We start from the raw sequence: 15780 nt of genomic DNA on the forward strand, positions 1-15780 counted from the left end.
ACTTGTATTTTATTCTTGCTCCTCTCCTTCGATCAGCTCTATAAGTGCTTTTAACTCTGTGTTTGAAATATTTTCTTTCTCGGCTTTATCGTAAACTGAAAGTAAGAAAACGGTATTTTTATTAATTTTTACTAATGAAATAACTCTAGCACCACCTGATTTTCCCTTCCCCTTGGATTTGATTGACATTCGGATTTTAAAACAATTTTTACCTAGAGAAATCCCTTGGATTGGAGTCTCTTGAAGACTCTGGATTAGATCTGAAAAATCTTCCTTTAAGGAAGCATATTTTTTTGAAAGCTTTTTTAACTCCTTCCTAAAATTCGGAATAGCAACTATTTCATAATTCATCCAATAGTTCTTTGGCTGAAATTAATTTTGTTTTACCTTCCTTAACTTGATTGTATTCTTCAATAGATTGCTTCAGGTTGCTGAAAACGTCCGCCTTATACGGGCTTAGGGTTTTGGCTTTTACAAATTTGAAATTTTTTAAAAGTTCCAAAATGAAATCCGCTTTTTCGTCTTCGATTTCTAATAATAACTTCATCGTATTAGTTTATAGGTTAGCTTTTTTCCTTTTGATAAGCTTAATTTAACAAAATCAGGCAAGAAATTAAGTTATTTATCTGATTTAAAATTCAATCCCTCCAATCAACTTTTCGCCAAAAGCAACTGAAACTCCAAAGGACTACAGGCCTGAAATTCATCTTCAGCCAAATCCTCAAAAATTTCTTCATCGAAGGTCATTTCTGTTTTTTCTACTTTACCGTCAGGATGTAAAATCAATTCCGTACCGGTATAATCTGAGGGATTGACCATTACCAAAACCTGATAGTCATCAAAAATCCGCTTGAAATACTGTGCTATTGCCTTGCCCATTGAGTTCTTTTTAATTTTTTTTCAAAATTAAGCCAATATTTTGATGATTGGATTTTGTGAATTGGGATCCCTTCCTAAATTTGCCGATATCTTATGAAACAAAGCACAAACAAATATTGGTGGTGGCATACTGAAACTTTCCCGGGGAAAGCACAGAAAGCCCTTGCCTAAATTTGAATGCAAGAAATACATGAAAGGCTTACTGGTTTCCCCCGGTAAGCTTTTTTTTATGTCAAAAAATAACCACTCATGAACCACGTGAAATTTCCTATTCTGACCACCTACAAAAAGCGATTGGCTGATACGATTACCCCGGTGAGTATTTACCTTCAGATTCGGGATCGTTTTGCGAATCCGATTTTGCTGGAAAGCTCCGATTATCATGGCCAGGAAAATAGCTACTCCTACATTTGCTTAAATCCATTGGCTACCTTTTCCTTCAATGATGGGAAGGTGTCTGAGAAATTGCCGAACGGAGAAGAGCTTAATTACGAGGTGACTGCCAAAAAGCCTTTAATGGATCATCTGAGGGCTTTTGGAAACAAATTTGACCCAACACCAGACAAGTTCAAGTTTAGTACAAATGGGCTTTTTGGCTATATCCAGTATGATACGGTGGGCTGGTTTGAGGATATCAAACTGAGTAAAACGCAGCCCAACGAGGTGCCGATGATGCACTATTCCATGTATCAAAACATCATTGTGGTCGATCATTACAAAAATGAACTTCATCTTTTCGAACACCGAGTAGCCGGAGCTGAAAATCCGGAGTACATGGCCGAAATTGAGCAATTGCTCAATAATAAAAATATCCCTGCCTATTCCTTCAAGAAAGTCGGGGAGGAAGTTTCCAACTACACGGATGAGGAGTTTCTGAAAATCCTGAATCAAGGAAGAGAGCATTGTTTTCGAGGTGATGTCTTCCAGATCGTACTTTCCAGAAGGTTTACTACTGAGTTCAAGGGGGATGAGTTCAATGTCTATCGGGCTCTTCGCTCTGTCAATCCTTCGCCGTATTTGTTCTATTTCGATTATGGTTCATTTAAGGTTTTTGGAAGCTCTCCAGAGGCACAGATTGTGGTCAAAAATCGAAAAGCAACGATATATCCGATTGCGGGGACTTTCCGTCGAACGGGAAATGACCAAGAGGATGCCGCTCTTGCCCGCAAATTGTATGATGACCCGAAGGAAAATTCAGAGCACGTGATGTTGGTAGATCTGGCAAGAAATGATCTCTCGCGTTCCTCCGATGTGGTCAATGTAGATGTCTTCAAAGAAATCCAATACTATTCGCACGTCATTCATTTAGTGTCAAAAGTGACTGGAGAACTGCCGGAAGGAGCCAATCCCCTGCAACTCGTGGCAGATACCTTCCCAGCCGGGACACTTTCCGGAGCTCCAAAATACCGGGCAATGGAACTCATCGACGGCCTTGAAAATATAAGTCGACAGTTTTATGGAGGCGCGATTGGTTATTTGGGCTTCAACGGGGATTTCAACCATGCCATTTTGATCCGATCCTTTGTTTCCGAAAACAATCAGCTTCGCTTTCAAGCCGGAGCCGGTGTAGTAGCAAAATCTTCCATTCCCTCCGAATTGCAGGAGGTTGCGAATAAACTGGAGGCCTTGAGGGTAGCGCTAAGGGCTGCGGAGGAGATTTAGGGGGTTTTAGGAGTTAAAGGTTGTAAGGTTTGAAAGTTGAAAGGTTGATTAAGCTTAATTGAAAGATTGAAAGATTTAAAAATTGGAAGATTATGGCGAAATACGAGCGATTTGAGGATTTGCCTATCTGGCAACATGCGTTAGAAATAGGAGTTAGAATTTATAAACTGGTAGAAACTGAACAACTCTTAAAGGATTATCGAGCTAAAGATCAGCTAATTGGTGCTGCAATTTCGATCTCAAACAATATTGCTGAAGGCTTTGAATATAATAGAAACCGTCAATTTATCCGGTATTTAGAAATTGCTAAAGGTTCCGCAGGAGAATTGAGAAGTCAGCTATTTCTGATGATGAAAGCTGGAAAAATTAACCAAGAAATTTATGATTTTAATTACAAGGACCTGGTCCTCTTTTCTAGTGCTGTTAAAGGCCTAATCAAATATTTAAAAGAATTTGAAAAGAATCGAAAAAGGAAAGGATGAAAAGTAATCTTACAATCTTCTAATCTTTCAATTTTCCAATCCCAAAAATGAAAATACTAGTACTCGACAATTACGACTCCTTTACCTACAATCTGGTGTATATCATCCGACAGCTAGGTTATGGAGATCAAATGGATGTCTTTCGGAATGATAAGATTTCCTTGGAAGAGGTTGCTCAATACGGTAAAATTCTGCTTTCTCCCGGTCCTGGTATTCCAGAAGAGGCTGGGATCATGCCCGAATTATTGAAAAGGTATTCTTCTGAAAAGTCTATTCTTGGAGTTTGCCTGGGACATCAGGCGATTGGGGAAGCTTTTGGCGGCGGTTTGATCAATTTGTCTGAAGTCCTACACGGAGTAGCTTCTCAGGTGAAAGTGGAAAAAGATTTGCTTTTCGAAGGAATCACAGATACTTTTCCTACTGGAAGGTATCACTCTTGGGTCATTGACGAATCCACCCTTTCGCCAGACCTAGAGGTGATAGCTAGAACTCCGGACCGACAAATCATGGCCGTTCGCCACAAAACTTTTGCCGTCAGAGGAGTTCAGTTTCATCCCGAAAGTATCCTGACCGAAAATGGAGTCAAAATCATTCAAAACTGGTTGGAATCCTGATTTCTGCCCAAAATCACCCATAAAATGAAAGAAATTTTAAATCAACTGATCGAGCATAAAACTTTGAGTCAACGTCAAGCTCGTGAGGTATTAAAAAACCTGGCAACAGGAGCCTATAATTCCTCTCAGGTCGCAGCCTTTATGACGGTGTATTTGATGCGTTCGATCACGGTGGAGGAGCTTCGAGGCTTCCGTGAGGCTATGCTAGAGCTTTGTGTGCCGGTAGAGATTGCTGAATACGATGCCATGGACCTTTGTGGTACGGGAGGTGATGGAAAAGATACATTCAATATTTCCACCCTTTCTTCTTTCATCGTCGCAGGAGCTGGGCAAAATGTCGCCAAGCACGGCAACACTGGGGTTTCCTCGATTTGTGGATCCTCAAACTTGCTGGCTTATTTTGGCTATGAGTTTACCAATGACATCAGTGAAATCAGGCGCTCATTGGACGAGGCAGGTATTTGCTTTTTGCATGCACCACTTTTCCACCCGGCGATGAAAAATGTGGCTCCGATCCGAAAAGAGCTTGGTGTAAAAACCTTTTTCAATATGCTTGGCCCAATGGTCAACCCAAGCTTTCCCAAGAAGCAATTGGTAGGTGTTTTTAGCCTAGAGCTTGCCCGGTTGTATGCCTATCTCTATCAGGAAAGTGATGCGCAATTTTCCATTTTACATGCCTTGGATGGCTATGACGAGATTTCGCTTACGGGAGATTTTAAAATGATATCCAATTCTGGGGAAAAATTATTCAAGCCAGAGCAAATCGGACTTTCTAAACTGAATGCCGAAGAAATCAAAGGAGGTGAAACTGTTGAAGAATCCGCCAAAATCTTTGAAAATATCTTAAGAGGCAAAGGAACGAAGGCTCAAAATGAAGTTGTTTTGGCCAATTCAGCGGCGGCTTTGGTTACCGCTGATCCTAGTCTCTCATTCCCGGATGCTGTGGAGAAAGCACGAGAGGTATTGCTAAGCGGAAAAGCCTTTGATGTATTCAATGGTCTTGTCAATCCAAAAACCTCTGTTTCATTCGCTTAAACATTGATTATGAATATTTTAGAAAGAATAATTGCTGACAAATACCGAGAGGTAGCCGAGCGCAAAAGCTTGATTCCAGTCAAACTGCTTGAAAAAAGCATCTTCTTCGATGGCAAGGTGGTTTCGATGAAAAAGTATGTGACTGATCCTGAAAAATCCGGAATCATTGCCGAGTTCAAGCGGAAATCACCTTCGAAAGGTCTGATAAATGGGGCTGCTTCGGTAGAGCAGGTCAGCATTGGCTACATGCAGGCTGGGGCTTCTGCCTTGTCCATTTTGACTGATCAGGAGTATTTTGGTGGAAGTAGTGAAGATTTGAAAGTCGCTCGCAAATTCAACTTTTGTCCGATTCTTCGGAAGGATTTCGTGGTGGATGAATACCAAATCATCGAGGCCAAATCAATTGGTGCAGACTGCATTCTTTTGATAGCTGCGGCTTTGGAGCCAGAGAAGCTTAAGTCACTTGCATACTTTGCAAAAAGTCTCGGATTAGAGGTTTTGTTGGAAGTTCACGATGGAGAAGAATTAGAAAAAAGCCTAAATGACGGAGTGGACCTTGTAGGAGTGAATAACCGAAATCTGAAGACTTTCGATGTTTCCATAGATACCTCTTTGGAGCTAGTTTCAGCGATTCCTTCTTCTTTTGTAAAAATCTCTGAGAGTGGGATTTCAGACCCTAAAACGCTCATTGAATTGAAGAAGGCTGGGTTCGACGGTTTTCTGATCGGAGAGAATTTTATGAAATCGAGTAGGCCGGAGCAAGCTGCTTACAATTTCATCAAGGAGTTTAAAAAATTAGCTGCGAGCGAATTATCAGAAGTCTGATGGAAATCAAAGTCTGCGGCATGCGTGAGTTAGGGAATATCCAAGGATTGATCTCGGAGGTCAAGCCTGATTGGATGGGATTGATTTTCTATCCCAAATCCCCACGCTTTGTGACAGAGGATAAAGCTATAGATTTCAATAAAGTTGATGTAAAAAAAGTCGGGGTTTTCGTCAACGAAACGGAGATCGAAATTCTTCGAAAAGTCAATCTTTTTGGACTCTCAGCCATTCAATTACATGGAAGTGAATCTGCTGAATTTGCCGAGCGACTTTCCCAAAATACGGAAGCTGAGATTTGGAAGGTGATATCCGTGAAAGAGGAGATTGATTGGGGAAGTTTGGAAGGCTACTTGCCATTTGTAGATAAATTCCTTTTCGATACCGCGACTGCCGCGCATGGTGGTTCGGGAAAGAAATTTGATTGGTCTGTTTTGGAAACTTATCCCTTCGACAAAAGCTTTCTGTTGAGTGGCGGGTTGGATGAGGAAAGTGCCGGTGAAATTCTAAATTTGAACCTCCAAATTCCACAATTGAGCGGGGTAGATTTGAATTCCAAATTTGAGGATGCGCCTGGCTTAAAGAATATTGAAAAATTGAAAAAATTTAAACAAAAGCTTCTGTCACAAGAGGCCATTTAAACTGGAGAAGATATGATAAGAGTGGATGAAAAGGGTTTTTATGGAAAGTTTGGAGGTGCATACATCCCTGAGATGCTCCATCCCAATATCGAGGAGTTGAGAGATAATTACGAGTCTATTGTGGCCTCAGAGGAATTCCAACAAGAGTTTCAGCTTTTGCTGAGGGACTTTGTGGGAAGGCCAACGCCGTTATATTTTGCCAGCCGATTGTCAGAGACCTTTGGTGCAAAAATTTACCTAAAGCGAGAAGACCTTTGCCATACTGGAGCACATAAGGTCAACAATACTATCGGTCAGATCATTTTGGCCAAGAAGCTCGGAAAAAAGCGAATCATCGCCGAAACGGGTGCCGGACAGCACGGAGTAGCTACAGCGACTGTTTGTGCGCTGATGGGAATGGACTGTACCGTGTACATGGGTGAGTTGGACATCGAGCGTCAGCGTCCCAATGTGGAGCGGATGAAAATTCTCGGGGCCAAGGTAGTCCCTGCAACTTCAGGTTCGCGTACACTCAAAGATGCAACTAATGAAGCCATGCGTCAGTGGATCAACAATCCCGTGGATACCCATTACATCATCGGTTCGGTAGTAGGTCCGCATCCTTATCCCGAGATGGTAGCCCGATTCCAATCGGTGATCTCAGAGGAGATGAAATGGCAACTGAAGGAGAAAGAAGGACGCGAAAACCCGGATTTGGTCATCGCTTGTGTGGGCGGAGGATCGAATGCGGCAGGTGCCTTTTATCACTATTACAATACGCCTGATGTTCGATTGATTGCAGCTGAGGCAGCAGGATTGGGAATCAGCAGTGGCAAATCTGCGGCGACCACCGTTTTGGGAACGCCCGGTATTTTGCATGGTTCGAAAACCATCCTGATGCAAACCGAAGATGGTCAAGTGGTCGAACCTCACTCCATTTCTGCAGGTTTGGATTATCCTGGAATCGGACCTGTTCATGCGCATCTATTCGATATCGGTCGGGGAGAATTCGTGGCCGTGGAGGATGAAGATGCCATGAAAGCGGGGATTCTACTCAGCCGTACAGAAGGAATCATTCCAGCCATCGAGACAGCCCATGCTATTCATGCTCTGAACATGATCGAGTACCGCAAAGATGACGTCATTGTGATCAATCTTTCCGGCCGAGGGGACAAGGATCTGGAGACTTATATTAAATGGGGAGGGTATTGATAAAAGTCCGATGCGGGATGTCAGATGACCGATGTATGCTAATATACTCTCATCGGACATCGGACAACGGACATCAAACAAATATTTCATGAACCGAATACATTATTTATTCAACAACAAGCAGGAGCGGGTGCTCTCGATCTACTTTACTGCTGGTTTTCCCCATTTGGAGGATACGATTCCTGTGATGGAGGCCATTCAGGCAGGTGCTGCGGATATTATCGAGATTGGCGTGCCTTATTCTGACCCGATTGCCGATGGTCCGACTATTCAAGATAGTAATAAGATTGCCTTGGAAAATGGCATGAGCATGAAGAAGCTTTTTGAGCAACTGAAGGGCTTTCGTGCCAAAATCCATATTCCCGTAGTCTTGATGGGTTACTTGAATCCAATCATTCAGTTTGGAATGGAGGACTTCTGTAAAAAGTGCAAGGAGGTTGGTATTGATGGTTTGATCGTCCCTGATTTGCCGATGCAGCAGTATTTGGATGAATTCAAATCGCTTTTCGAAGAATATGGATTAGTGAACACCTTCCTGATTTCCCCACAAACCTCCGAAAAGCGTATACGTGAGATCGATGAAAATACAGATGGCTTTATTTATATGGTTTCATCACATTCGATCACCGGAGCAAAAAGTGGAATTAGCGAGGAGCAGATTGCGTATTTCAAACGGGTGCAGGATATGAATCTTAAAAATCCTCGTCTAATTGGCTTTGGGATTTCTGATGCAGAAACCTTCACAACTGCTTCAAGCTACAGCCACGGAGCCATTATCGGTTCTGCGTTCATTAAGAAAATCAAAGAATCACAAAATCAATCTCAAGATATTCAGGATTACATCAAGGCTGTTATTAACTAGATTTCTTTTGAAAAAGCCTCGTAATTCGTATTTCGTAAATCGCACATAAAAATGATTATTCAACTACAACCCGATATTTCTTCCAAGCAAAAGGAAACCTTGATCGATAAGGTCAACGGAATCGGCTATAAAACCACAGAAGTCAATACTCAATTGGGGGATTACCTGATCGGTATTGGTAAGAAAGATTTTGATATCCGTAAAATCGGTCAACTCGACGGCATCCGGGACATTCATATTGTCTCTGATGAATACAAACTGGTTTCCAAAAAATGGAAGGCTAAACCAACTTCCATCGACTTGGGCGACGGGGTATTTATCAAGGATGGAGAAATGGCGATCATCACAGGTCCCTGTTCCATCGAGTCGGAAGAGCAGATTCGAAATGTGGTCGCTCATTGCGTCGAAAACGGAATCCGAATGATGCGTGGTGGTGTATTCAAGCCAAGAACTTCTCCTTATGCTTTCCGAGGTATGGGTATTGATGGACTCAAGCTTTGGCACTCAATAGCCTCCGAGGCTGGCATCAAAATAGTCACCGAAGTGATGCAGACCTCCCAAATCGAAGAGATGTATCCTTATGTGGATATTTATCAGGTAGGGGCTAGAAACTCCCAAAATTTCAACCTGCTCGATGAACTCGGTAAAGTGGATAAAGCCGTAATGATCAAACGGGGTATTTCCGGTACGATAGAAGAATTGCTTCAGTCTGCTGAGTATGTTTTCTCTGGAGGAAATGAAAAACTGATTCTCTGTGAGCGAGGAATTAGAACTTACGAAAAGGCATCAAGAAACACTTTGGATCTGAATGCTATTCCGATTTTGAAAGCCAAGTCTCATCTTCCGGTGATTGTGGATCCGTCTCATGGTATTGGTATTCGCTCTTATGTGCCACAGATGGCCTTAGCCGGTGTGATGGCTGGAGCTGATGGAGTTATCTATGAATCCCATGAGATTCCGGAAAAAGCATACTCAGACGGACAGCAAACTTTGGATTTCGCCCAAAGTGCCAGATTAGCTAATTGGATTCGGGAGAGTTTCGCAATGAGAAAGGGATTTGAGTTGTTGTAAAAGCACTTGCTTTGTAAACCTCCTATTGAGTATCTTAGTAGCAAATTAGATCATGAGTCCAACTCCAAGAACCTATATTCATCATTCCCACTATCCGCTTCAATGAAGGAATGGGATAAGTATGGTTTCTTGCGAACGATATTAAAGCCTATTCCAATTGCGGGATGGGCTTTTTTCGTTTTAAAGCCCATGGACTATAGGTAAACAAAAGCCAAGCGAGAATTAAAAGTTAGATAAGTATAAACCCAAATAGAAATATGACTGATAAACCGAAAAACTGGGTCTTTAGCGACCCCCGATTGCAGGACCTCAAGCAGGACTATGAGGCATACACGACGGAAGATTTTAAGGTATGGAAGATTCTCTATGAGCGACAAATGCCTAACCTCCCAAAAGCAGCCTCTCAGGCTTATTTGGACGGGGTGGAGATTGTAAAATTCACTGCTGATCGCATTGCTAATTTTGAGGAACTCAATAAGATTTTGAAGGAAACTACAGGATGGGCTGTGCAAGTTGTGCCGGGTTTGATCGATGACGATTTGTTCTTCGGCTTGCTAAACAACCGAAGATTTCCTTCTTCCACTTGGTTGCGAAAAATGGAGCAGTTGGATTACCTCGAGGAGCCTGATATGTTCCATGATGCCTTTGCCCATATGCCTATGTTGACCAATCAGCCTTATGTGGACTTTTTGGAGAAGCTTTCAGGTATTGCCTTGAAGCATATCGATGATCCCTGGGCGATTCAGTTGCTCAGCCGCATTTATTGGTTTACGATTGAGTTTGGTTTGATTCGTGAAAATGGGGAGTTACGAATCTATGGAGCCGGGATTTTGAGCTCTAAAGGTGAAACCAAATTCTCTCTCTCTGATGAGCCTGCTCATTATCCTTATGACGTGAAAAGAATCATGAATCAGGAGTATTGGAAGAATAAATTCCAAGATAAATACTTCGTGATCGAAAGTTATGAGCAACTTTACAACTCCATACCGGAAATAGAAGCGGTTTTGGAGGAAATGTTAACGAAAGAAACAAGAAGCTAGAATCAATAAGCAAGGAATTTGTCCGGTGTCCGGTGTCAGATGACCGATATGGCATCCGACATCGGACACCGTGCATCGGACTTTATTAAAATGAATATAGCCGTAATCAAATATAACGCGGGAAATGTGCAGTCGGTTCTCTATGCCTTGGAGCGATTGGGAGCAGATGCTGAGCTAACTGATGATCCGGAGAAAATATTAAATGCCGATAAGGTTATTTTTCCTGGTCAGGGAGAAGCCAGTACCGCGATGACTTATCTCAAAGCCAGAAAACTAGATCAGTTGATTCGGGAAATTAAGCAACCCTTTTTAGGTGTTTGTTTGGGTTTGCAATTACTTTGCGAGCATTCAGAGGAGAATAATACGGAATGCTTGGGGATTTTTCCCGTGAAAGTAAAACGCTTTATCCCTGAAAACTCTCAGGAATTCAAGGTCCCCCACATTGGCTGGAATGAGTTGGAGAATCTGGCTGATAATGTCCTTCTAAAGGATCTTCCTGACCCAAAATTTCTCTATTATGTGCATAGCTACTATGCGGAATTGAGTGATGCTACGATTGCTAGCACGCATTATATTCATGATTTTACAGCTATTCTTCATCGGGATAATTATTGGGCGATTCAAGCCCATCCTGAGAAAAGCAGTACTGTGGGGGAGAAGTTGCTGAGTAATTTTCTAAGTATTTGAAATACCCTTCGACTTCGCTCAGGGTGACCCATTAAAGTTGTCAGGTCGAGCGGAGTCGAGACCTTCATAATTATATCTCAAACCACTAAAAAAAAGTGTCTAGATTCTTGAATCTTGACTCTTGTATCTAAAATATGTATATCATTCCCGCCATAGACCTAATAGATGGTAAGTGTGTTCGTCTCAGTCAAGGCGATTACAGTAGCAAAAAAGAATATCACGACGATCCTGTGGAAATGGCTAAGCGTTTTCAGGATGCAGGGATTCAGCGCCTTCATTTGGTAGATCTCGACGGTGCCAAAGCCAAGCGGATCATTAATGATCAGGTGCTGTTGGATATCACTCAGAAAACAAGTTTGAAAGTAGATTTTGGAGGAGGAGTTCAAAGTGAAGAAGAGATCGAAAAAGCCTTTTACCTGGGTGCATCTCAGGTGACGGGAGGTTCCGTAGCGGTAAAAAAGCCTGACATGTTCAAATCTTGGTTGATTACCTACGGTCCGGAAAAACTTATCTTGGGAGCTGATGCCAAAGACCGCAAGATTGCGATTCATGGTTGGGAGGAGACTACGGAGCAAGAGGTGATTGCTTTCATTAAGTCCTACTTCCAACTGGGAGTTCGCTATGTGATCTGCACAGATGTGGCTAAAGACGGTTTGCTACAAGGTCCATCAGTGGAATTGTATCAAGAAATCATGGAAGAGATTCCTGATCTAAAATTGATAGCTAGTGGAGGAGTATCCTCAGTCAAGGATTTAGAAGAATTGGAGAAAATTGGGGTCTATGGAGCCATTGTTGGAAAAGCTTATTATGAAGGAAAGGTGAGTTTAGAGGAACTAGCAAAATTTAATCGATAGGCCAACTTTGGAACTTAATTTTCCAATCTTTCAATTTTAAAATTTTCCAATCCGAAAATGCTAACCAAAAGAATCATCCCCTGCCTCGATATCAAAGACGGTCGCACCGTCAAGGGTGTCAACTTTGTACAATTGCGGGATGCAGGTGATCCGGTAGAACTAGCCAAAGTCTACTCAGATGAAGGAGCAGACGAACTGGTCTTTTTGGATATCACTGCTACGGTAGATAAGCGAAAAACCCTGGCTGAATTGGTGACTAAGGTTGCCATGGCGATCAATATTCCCTTTACTGTCGGAGGAGGAATTTCCACAGTGGAAGATGTGAAGGTTTTGCTAAATGCTGGTGCAGATAAAATCTCCATTAATTCGGCAGCGGTCAAAAATCCAGGTGTGATTGATGAAATGGCTCGGGAGTTCGGTTCGCAATGCATCGTGGTCGCCATCGATACCCGGGATGTGGATGGAACAGACTATGTACATACGCATGGGGGAAGGAAGCCAACCCTTTTGCAAACGCAAAAATGGGCAAAGGAAGTAGCAGATCGAGGAGCAGGTGAAATTCTGCTTACTTCCATGGATCATGATGGTACGAAGGCAGGTTTTGCAAATGAAATCACCGCTGAGATTTCGTCAGCGCTTTCTATTCCTGTGATTGCATCCGGAGGAGCGGGTACCATGCCTCATTTCAAAGATGTGTTTACCTTTGGAAAAGCAGATGCTGCTTTGGCAGCGAGTATTTTCCACTTTAAAGAAATTCCTATTCCTGGATTGAAAAGTTATTTGATTGGGGAGGGAATATCGATTAGAAAGTAACCCTTGAGGTTTTTTAGACCTCGAAGTTTTAAATAGTTATGTGAGAAATACAATCGAAATACGTTGAAATGTGGCCCGTTAAAACGGGCCGAAATATTGGATTTACTCTTTCCGTTTTTATTTCACCCTGACTTGTCAGGGTATATTTCTACAGTATTTCCACTGTGTTTCAAAAAAAAGAAAAAATGAACATCGACTTTTCAAAAATGAACGGCCTTATTCCCGCTATCGTACAAGACGCTGTTTCAGGCAAAGTCTTGATGCAGGGATATATGAATGAGGAAGCTTTGGAGAAAACAAAGGAATCCGGCATGGTGACTTTTTTCTCGCGAAGTAAAAATAGGCTATGGACCAAAGGGGAAACTTCAGGGAATTTTTTGGAGTTGGTTTCAATTGCAGGAGATTGTGACGGGGATTCCATTTTAGTAAAAGCAAATCCTCGTGGACCTGTCTGTCATACTGGCTCTGATACTTGCTGGGATGAAGAAAATTCGTCCAAGACAGGCTTTATCGACCAACTGAGAGCCATCATCAAGGATAGAAAAAACAATCCATCGGACAAGTCTTACACGGCTTCGCTTTTTGCCAAAGGTATCAACAAGGTCGCTCAGAAAGTAGGAGAGGAAGCGGTAGAAATCGTCATCGAAGCCAAGGATGACAATAAGGAATTGTTTTTGGGTGAGGCAGCAGATCTACTTTTTCATTATCTCGTCCTTTTGGAGGCCAAAGGCTATGAGTTGGATGAAGTGATGGAGGTGTTGATAGAGCGGCATTCTAAAAAGTCTTAATTCCTCACCTGCCCATTTCCCCTTATTACCCACTTATAGCTAGTTAATTCCCTCAAAGCCATCGGTCCTCTGGCATGTAGTTTTTGGGTAGAAATACCGATCTCAGCACCGAGTCCAAACTGCGCGCCATCGGTAAAAGCCGTGGAGGCATTGGAATAGACAGCAGCGGCATCCACTTCCAAAAGGAATCGCCGTATGTTTTCCTGACTCTCTGAAACAATTGCCTCAGAATGCTTGGAAGAAAATGTCGAGATATGAGCAATCGCCTCATCCATATTATTTACGATTTTGACTGCTAGTTGCAAACTCAAAAATTCGGTTCCAAAATGCTCTGGCATCGCTTTTTGAATCAATTCATGATTTTCCAAGTTGCTAAAAGCCTGCTCATCTGCATAGATTTTTACCCCGCTTTTCAACAAAGGCTGAATCAACTCATTCAAATTTTTTAATTGACTTTGATGGACAATCAAGCAATCCAAGGAATTGCATACACTCGGTCTTCGGGTTTTGGCATTGTGAATAATTGCCTTGGCTTTCTCCAAATCGCCAGTTTCATCTACATAGGTATGGACGATCCCTGCACCTGTCTCTATGACCGGAACTTTGGCATGCTCTCGCACAAAATTGATCAGGCCTTGAGAGCCTCGAGGAATGATGACATCCACATAATCCACCGCCTCCAAAAGGGCCTTGGTAGCTTTCCGATCTGCTGGCAGCAGTTGGAAAGCTTCAGTAGGAATTCCATTCTTCTCTAAAACTTCATGAATGACAGAGATGATTGCCCTATTGGAATAATCCGCATCCGAACCTCCTTTCAAAATCAAGCCATTTCCGGATTTCAAAGCAATGGAAAATACATCAAATGTAACATTAGGTCTAGCTTCATAGATGATCCCTAAAACACCCAAAGGCACCGTGACTTTTTCCAAATATAATCCGTTAGGAAGCAGCTTTTCTTCCAATTTCAAATGCAATGGTGAAGAGAGTAGACTAACCTGTCTGATCTCCTCCGCGATTCCCTCAATTCTAGAAGGTGTTAGCAGTAAGCGATCATACATAGGATTGTCTGAATCCATCCGCTCTAGGTCTTTCTGATTTTCTGCCAAAATAAAATCAGCCTCCTTTACTGCCACTTCTGCTAATTCGGTAAGAACTTTTTGTACCTTCTCTTCCGAAATAGCAATGAGTTTTCGGGACTTGTTTTTGACAGATTGGAAAATATCATTGTAATCAGTCATGGTCAAATAAGTATAAGTAATCGTAGTGGATTAGGGCTTTTTGGTTCTTTTGACCAAGCTTTTCAACCGCTGATTTGGATGAATACTCGGCTCTTCCTAAGCCTATCTTTATTCCTTTTTCATTCCGAATCAGCAAAATGTCACCTTTGGAGAATTCACCCTCTATCCGAGTGACTCCGACGGGAAGGAGGCTGCGAATGACAGCTGAAGTTAATGAAGCTTTGGCTCCCTCGTTGATAAAGACTTCTCCTTTATAGTATTGAGCGCCATGGGCTAGCCATTTTTTCGGAGCTTGTTTTTTCTTTTTCGGTTCAAAATGGGTGCAGGCAAGTTTCCCTGAAAGATATTCCTCCAAAACCCCATCTCGCTTCCCATTCGCAATGATGACATTGATTCCCAAGTCGGCAGATTTTTTTGCGGTAGAAAACTTGGTCAGCATGCCTCCTCTTCCAAAGGAGGATTTGGCAGCGGAGATGTATTCAGAGAGGTCTTTGGTATCAGAAGAAACCCATTCGATGAGTTTTGAACCTGGGTCTGCAGGGTTTCCGGTGAAAATGCCATCTACATTGGAAAGAAGAATCAGACTGTCGGCATTGACCATGGCCGCTGTTAAACTAGCGAGTTCATCATTGTCTGTAAACATCAACTCCGTGATCGTAACCGTATCGTTTTCATTGACGATCGGAAGAATGTTTTGCTGCATCAGCCCTTCCATGCAGTTCTTCATGTTCAGAAAATGCTTTCGATCCCTAAAATCCTCCTTGGTCACCAAGATTTGGGCTACTGACTGTCCCTGTATTTGGAAAAGCCGCTGATAAGCCTCGATCAGATGAACCTGACCGGTAGCTGCCCAAATTTGGCGCTTGCTGATTGGGTTAAGTTTTTCTGGAATAGAAACCGCCTGTCTACCAAAAGCCACCGCACCAGAGCTTACAAGCACTAGTTTGTTCCCTGCTTTCAAAAGCTGCATAATTTGACCGACCAAATGCTCAATTCGGCCAAGATCGGGCAGGCCATCTGCTTGAGTCAGTACATTTGAGCCGATTTTAATGACTAGGGTGCTGGGATGCTTCATTGATGAAGAATTTTTATAAAAATATC

Annotated in this window: 19 protein-coding genes; 14 read left to right on the forward strand and 5 right to left on the reverse strand. The window is 42.4% G+C overall.

The genetic code is table 11. The features are described 5' to 3' along the window. Positions 1–9 precede the first annotated feature (9 nt). The 3 genes from G457_RS0101055 to G457_RS0101065 all read right to left on the reverse strand — a co-directional run bounded on the left by G457_RS0101055 (position 10) and on the right by G457_RS0101065 (position 879). Positions 10–351 (reverse strand): type II toxin-antitoxin system RelE family toxin, encoded by a 342-nt coding sequence (locus G457_RS0101055; protein WP_026944822.1) that lies wholly within the window; start codon positions 349–351, stop codon positions 10–12. Continuing rightward, positions 341–547 (reverse strand): hypothetical protein, encoded by a 207-nt coding sequence (locus G457_RS0101060; RefSeq protein ID WP_026944823.1) that lies wholly within the window; start codon positions 545–547, stop codon positions 341–343. Before G457_RS0101060 ends, G457_RS0101055 begins: the two co-directional genes overlap by 11 nt. A gap of 104 nt (positions 548–651) precedes the next feature. Then, the gene (locus tag G457_RS0101065) at positions 652–879 is read right to left on the reverse strand and encodes a hypothetical protein (RefSeq protein WP_026944824.1); all 228 of its coding nucleotides are present in this window, start codon (positions 877–879) and stop codon (positions 652–654) included. Positions 880–1128: 249 nt separating this feature from the next. Between G457_RS0101065 and G457_RS0101075 the strand changes: the two genes are divergently transcribed. The 14 genes from G457_RS0101075 to hisIE all read left to right on the forward strand — a co-directional run bounded on the left by G457_RS0101075 (position 1129) and on the right by hisIE (position 13441). Beyond that, complete coding sequence (locus G457_RS0101075; protein WP_026944826.1) at positions 1129–2541, forward strand: anthranilate synthase component I family protein; 1413 nt, start codon at positions 1129–1131, stop codon at positions 2539–2541. A gap of 119 nt (positions 2542–2660) precedes the next feature. Continuing rightward, the gene (locus G457_RS0101080) at positions 2661–3023 is read left to right on the forward strand and encodes a four helix bundle protein (protein ID WP_248602804.1); all 363 of its coding nucleotides are present in this window, start codon (positions 2661–2663) and stop codon (positions 3021–3023) included. Positions 3024–3070: 47 nt separating this feature from the next. Then, on the forward strand, positions 3071–3637 hold the full coding sequence (locus G457_RS0101085) for an anthranilate synthase component II (protein ID WP_026944828.1): 567 nt from the start codon (positions 3071–3073) through the stop codon (positions 3635–3637). A 24-nt stretch (positions 3638–3661) separates the two neighbouring features. Then, positions 3662–4672, forward strand: a complete 1011-nt coding sequence (trpD, locus tag G457_RS0101090; RefSeq protein ID WP_026944829.1) for an anthranilate phosphoribosyltransferase — start codon at positions 3662–3664, stop codon at positions 4670–4672. 9 nt (positions 4673–4681) lie between these two features. After that, on the forward strand, positions 4682–5497 hold the full coding sequence (gene trpC / locus G457_RS0101095) for an indole-3-glycerol phosphate synthase TrpC (RefSeq protein WP_035482915.1): 816 nt from the start codon (positions 4682–4684) through the stop codon (positions 5495–5497). Further along, positions 5497–6135 (forward strand): phosphoribosylanthranilate isomerase, encoded by a 639-nt coding sequence (locus G457_RS0101100; protein WP_026944831.1) that lies wholly within the window; start codon positions 5497–5499, stop codon positions 6133–6135. Before trpC ends, G457_RS0101100 begins: the two co-directional genes overlap by 1 nt. A gap of 12 nt (positions 6136–6147) precedes the next feature. Then, the gene (trpB, locus tag G457_RS0101105; RefSeq protein ID WP_026944832.1) at positions 6148–7326 is read left to right on the forward strand and encodes a tryptophan synthase subunit beta; all 1179 of its coding nucleotides are present in this window, start codon (positions 6148–6150) and stop codon (positions 7324–7326) included. A gap of 88 nt (positions 7327–7414) precedes the next feature. Next, positions 7415–8188, forward strand: coding sequence for a tryptophan synthase subunit alpha (trpA, locus tag G457_RS0101110; protein WP_026944833.1), 774 nt, complete (start codon positions 7415–7417; stop codon positions 8186–8188). Between the two features lie 51 nt (positions 8189–8239). After that, a complete protein-coding gene (gene aroF, locus G457_RS0101115) occupies positions 8240–9259 on the forward strand; it encodes a 3-deoxy-7-phosphoheptulonate synthase (protein WP_026944834.1) in 1020 nt (339 codons plus the stop codon). A gap of 257 nt (positions 9260–9516) precedes the next feature. Beyond that, positions 9517–10299 carry a phenylalanine 4-monooxygenase gene (locus tag G457_RS0101125; protein ID WP_026944835.1) on the forward strand — a complete coding sequence of 261 codons (783 nt, stop codon included), beginning with the start codon at positions 9517–9519 and terminating at the stop codon, positions 10297–10299. Between the two features lie 90 nt (positions 10300–10389). Then, positions 10390–10986 (forward strand): imidazole glycerol phosphate synthase subunit HisH, encoded by a 597-nt coding sequence (hisH, locus tag G457_RS0101130; RefSeq protein ID WP_026944836.1) that lies wholly within the window; start codon positions 10390–10392, stop codon positions 10984–10986. A 134-nt stretch (positions 10987–11120) separates the two neighbouring features. Next, positions 11121–11840 carry a 1-(5-phosphoribosyl)-5-[(5-phosphoribosylamino)methylideneamino]imidazole-4-carboxamide isomerase gene (hisA, locus tag G457_RS0101135; RefSeq protein WP_026944837.1) on the forward strand — a complete coding sequence of 240 codons (720 nt, stop codon included), beginning with the start codon at positions 11121–11123 and terminating at the stop codon, positions 11838–11840. Positions 11841–11897: 57 nt separating this feature from the next. After that, positions 11898–12653 (forward strand): imidazole glycerol phosphate synthase subunit HisF, encoded by a 756-nt coding sequence (hisF, locus tag G457_RS0101140; RefSeq protein ID WP_026944838.1) that lies wholly within the window; start codon positions 11898–11900, stop codon positions 12651–12653. A gap of 164 nt (positions 12654–12817) precedes the next feature. After that, positions 12818–13441: a bifunctional phosphoribosyl-AMP cyclohydrolase/phosphoribosyl-ATP diphosphatase HisIE gene (gene hisIE / locus G457_RS0101145; protein WP_282705545.1), complete on the forward strand. Its 624-nt coding sequence runs from the start codon at positions 12818–12820 to the stop codon at positions 13439–13441. On the opposite strand, the gene G457_RS0101150 is transcribed toward hisIE, so the two are convergent. Together G457_RS0101150 and proB are read right to left on the reverse strand one after the other, a co-directional pair. After that, complete coding sequence (locus G457_RS0101150; protein ID WP_026944840.1) at positions 13438–14679, reverse strand: glutamate-5-semialdehyde dehydrogenase; 1242 nt, start codon at positions 14677–14679, stop codon at positions 13438–13440. The genes hisIE and G457_RS0101150 overlap by 4 nt on opposite strands. Next, positions 14672–15754: a glutamate 5-kinase gene (gene proB / locus G457_RS0101155; protein ID WP_026944841.1), complete on the reverse strand. Its 1083-nt coding sequence runs from the start codon at positions 15752–15754 to the stop codon at positions 14672–14674. The genes G457_RS0101150 and proB overlap by 8 nt, the downstream gene beginning before the upstream one ends. Positions 15755–15780: the final 26 nt, after the last annotated feature.

This window comes from Algoriphagus marincola DSM 16067 (assembly GCF_000429405.1).
Classification (GTDB): Bacteria; Bacteroidota; Bacteroidia; order Cytophagales; family Cyclobacteriaceae; genus Algoriphagus; species Algoriphagus marincola.

Excerpts from the sequence above, each read along its gene's own strand:
- G457_RS0101055 (WP_026944822.1), bottom strand. The coding sequence starts at position 351 with ATGAATTATGAAATAGTTGCTATTCCGAATTTTAGGAAGGAGTTAAAA.
- G457_RS0101060 (WP_026944823.1), bottom strand. The coding sequence starts at position 547 with ATGAAGTTATTATTAGAAATCGAAGACGAAAAAGCGGATTTCATTTTG.
- G457_RS0101065 (WP_026944824.1), bottom strand. The coding sequence starts at position 879 with ATGGGCAAGGCAATAGCACAGTATTTCAAGCGGATTTTTGATGACTAT.
- G457_RS0101075 (WP_026944826.1), top strand. The coding sequence starts at position 1,129 with ATGAACCACGTGAAATTTCCTATTCTGACCACCTACAAAAAGCGATTG.
- G457_RS0101085 (WP_026944828.1), top strand. The coding sequence starts at position 3,071 with ATGAAAATACTAGTACTCGACAATTACGACTCCTTTACCTACAATCTG.
- trpD (WP_026944829.1), top strand. The coding sequence starts at position 3,662 with ATGAAAGAAATTTTAAATCAACTGATCGAGCATAAAACTTTGAGTCAA.
- trpC (WP_035482915.1), top strand. The coding sequence starts at position 4,682 with ATGAATATTTTAGAAAGAATAATTGCTGACAAATACCGAGAGGTAGCC.
- G457_RS0101100 (WP_026944831.1), top strand. The coding sequence starts at position 5,497 with ATGGAAATCAAAGTCTGCGGCATGCGTGAGTTAGGGAATATCCAAGGA.
- trpB (WP_026944832.1), top strand. The coding sequence starts at position 6,148 with ATGATAAGAGTGGATGAAAAGGGTTTTTATGGAAAGTTTGGAGGTGCA.
- trpA (WP_026944833.1), top strand. The coding sequence starts at position 7,415 with ATGAACCGAATACATTATTTATTCAACAACAAGCAGGAGCGGGTGCTC.
- aroF (WP_026944834.1), top strand. The coding sequence starts at position 8,240 with ATGATTATTCAACTACAACCCGATATTTCTTCCAAGCAAAAGGAAACC.
- G457_RS0101125 (WP_026944835.1), top strand. The coding sequence starts at position 9,517 with ATGACTGATAAACCGAAAAACTGGGTCTTTAGCGACCCCCGATTGCAG.
- hisH (WP_026944836.1), top strand. The coding sequence starts at position 10,390 with ATGAATATAGCCGTAATCAAATATAACGCGGGAAATGTGCAGTCGGTT.
- hisA (WP_026944837.1), top strand. The coding sequence starts at position 11,121 with ATGTATATCATTCCCGCCATAGACCTAATAGATGGTAAGTGTGTTCGT.
- hisF (WP_026944838.1), top strand. The coding sequence starts at position 11,898 with ATGCTAACCAAAAGAATCATCCCCTGCCTCGATATCAAAGACGGTCGC.
- G457_RS0101150 (WP_026944840.1), bottom strand. The coding sequence starts at position 14,679 with ATGACTGATTACAATGATATTTTCCAATCTGTCAAAAACAAGTCCCGA.
- proB (WP_026944841.1), bottom strand. The coding sequence starts at position 15,754 with ATGAAGCATCCCAGCACCCTAGTCATTAAAATCGGCTCAAATGTACTG.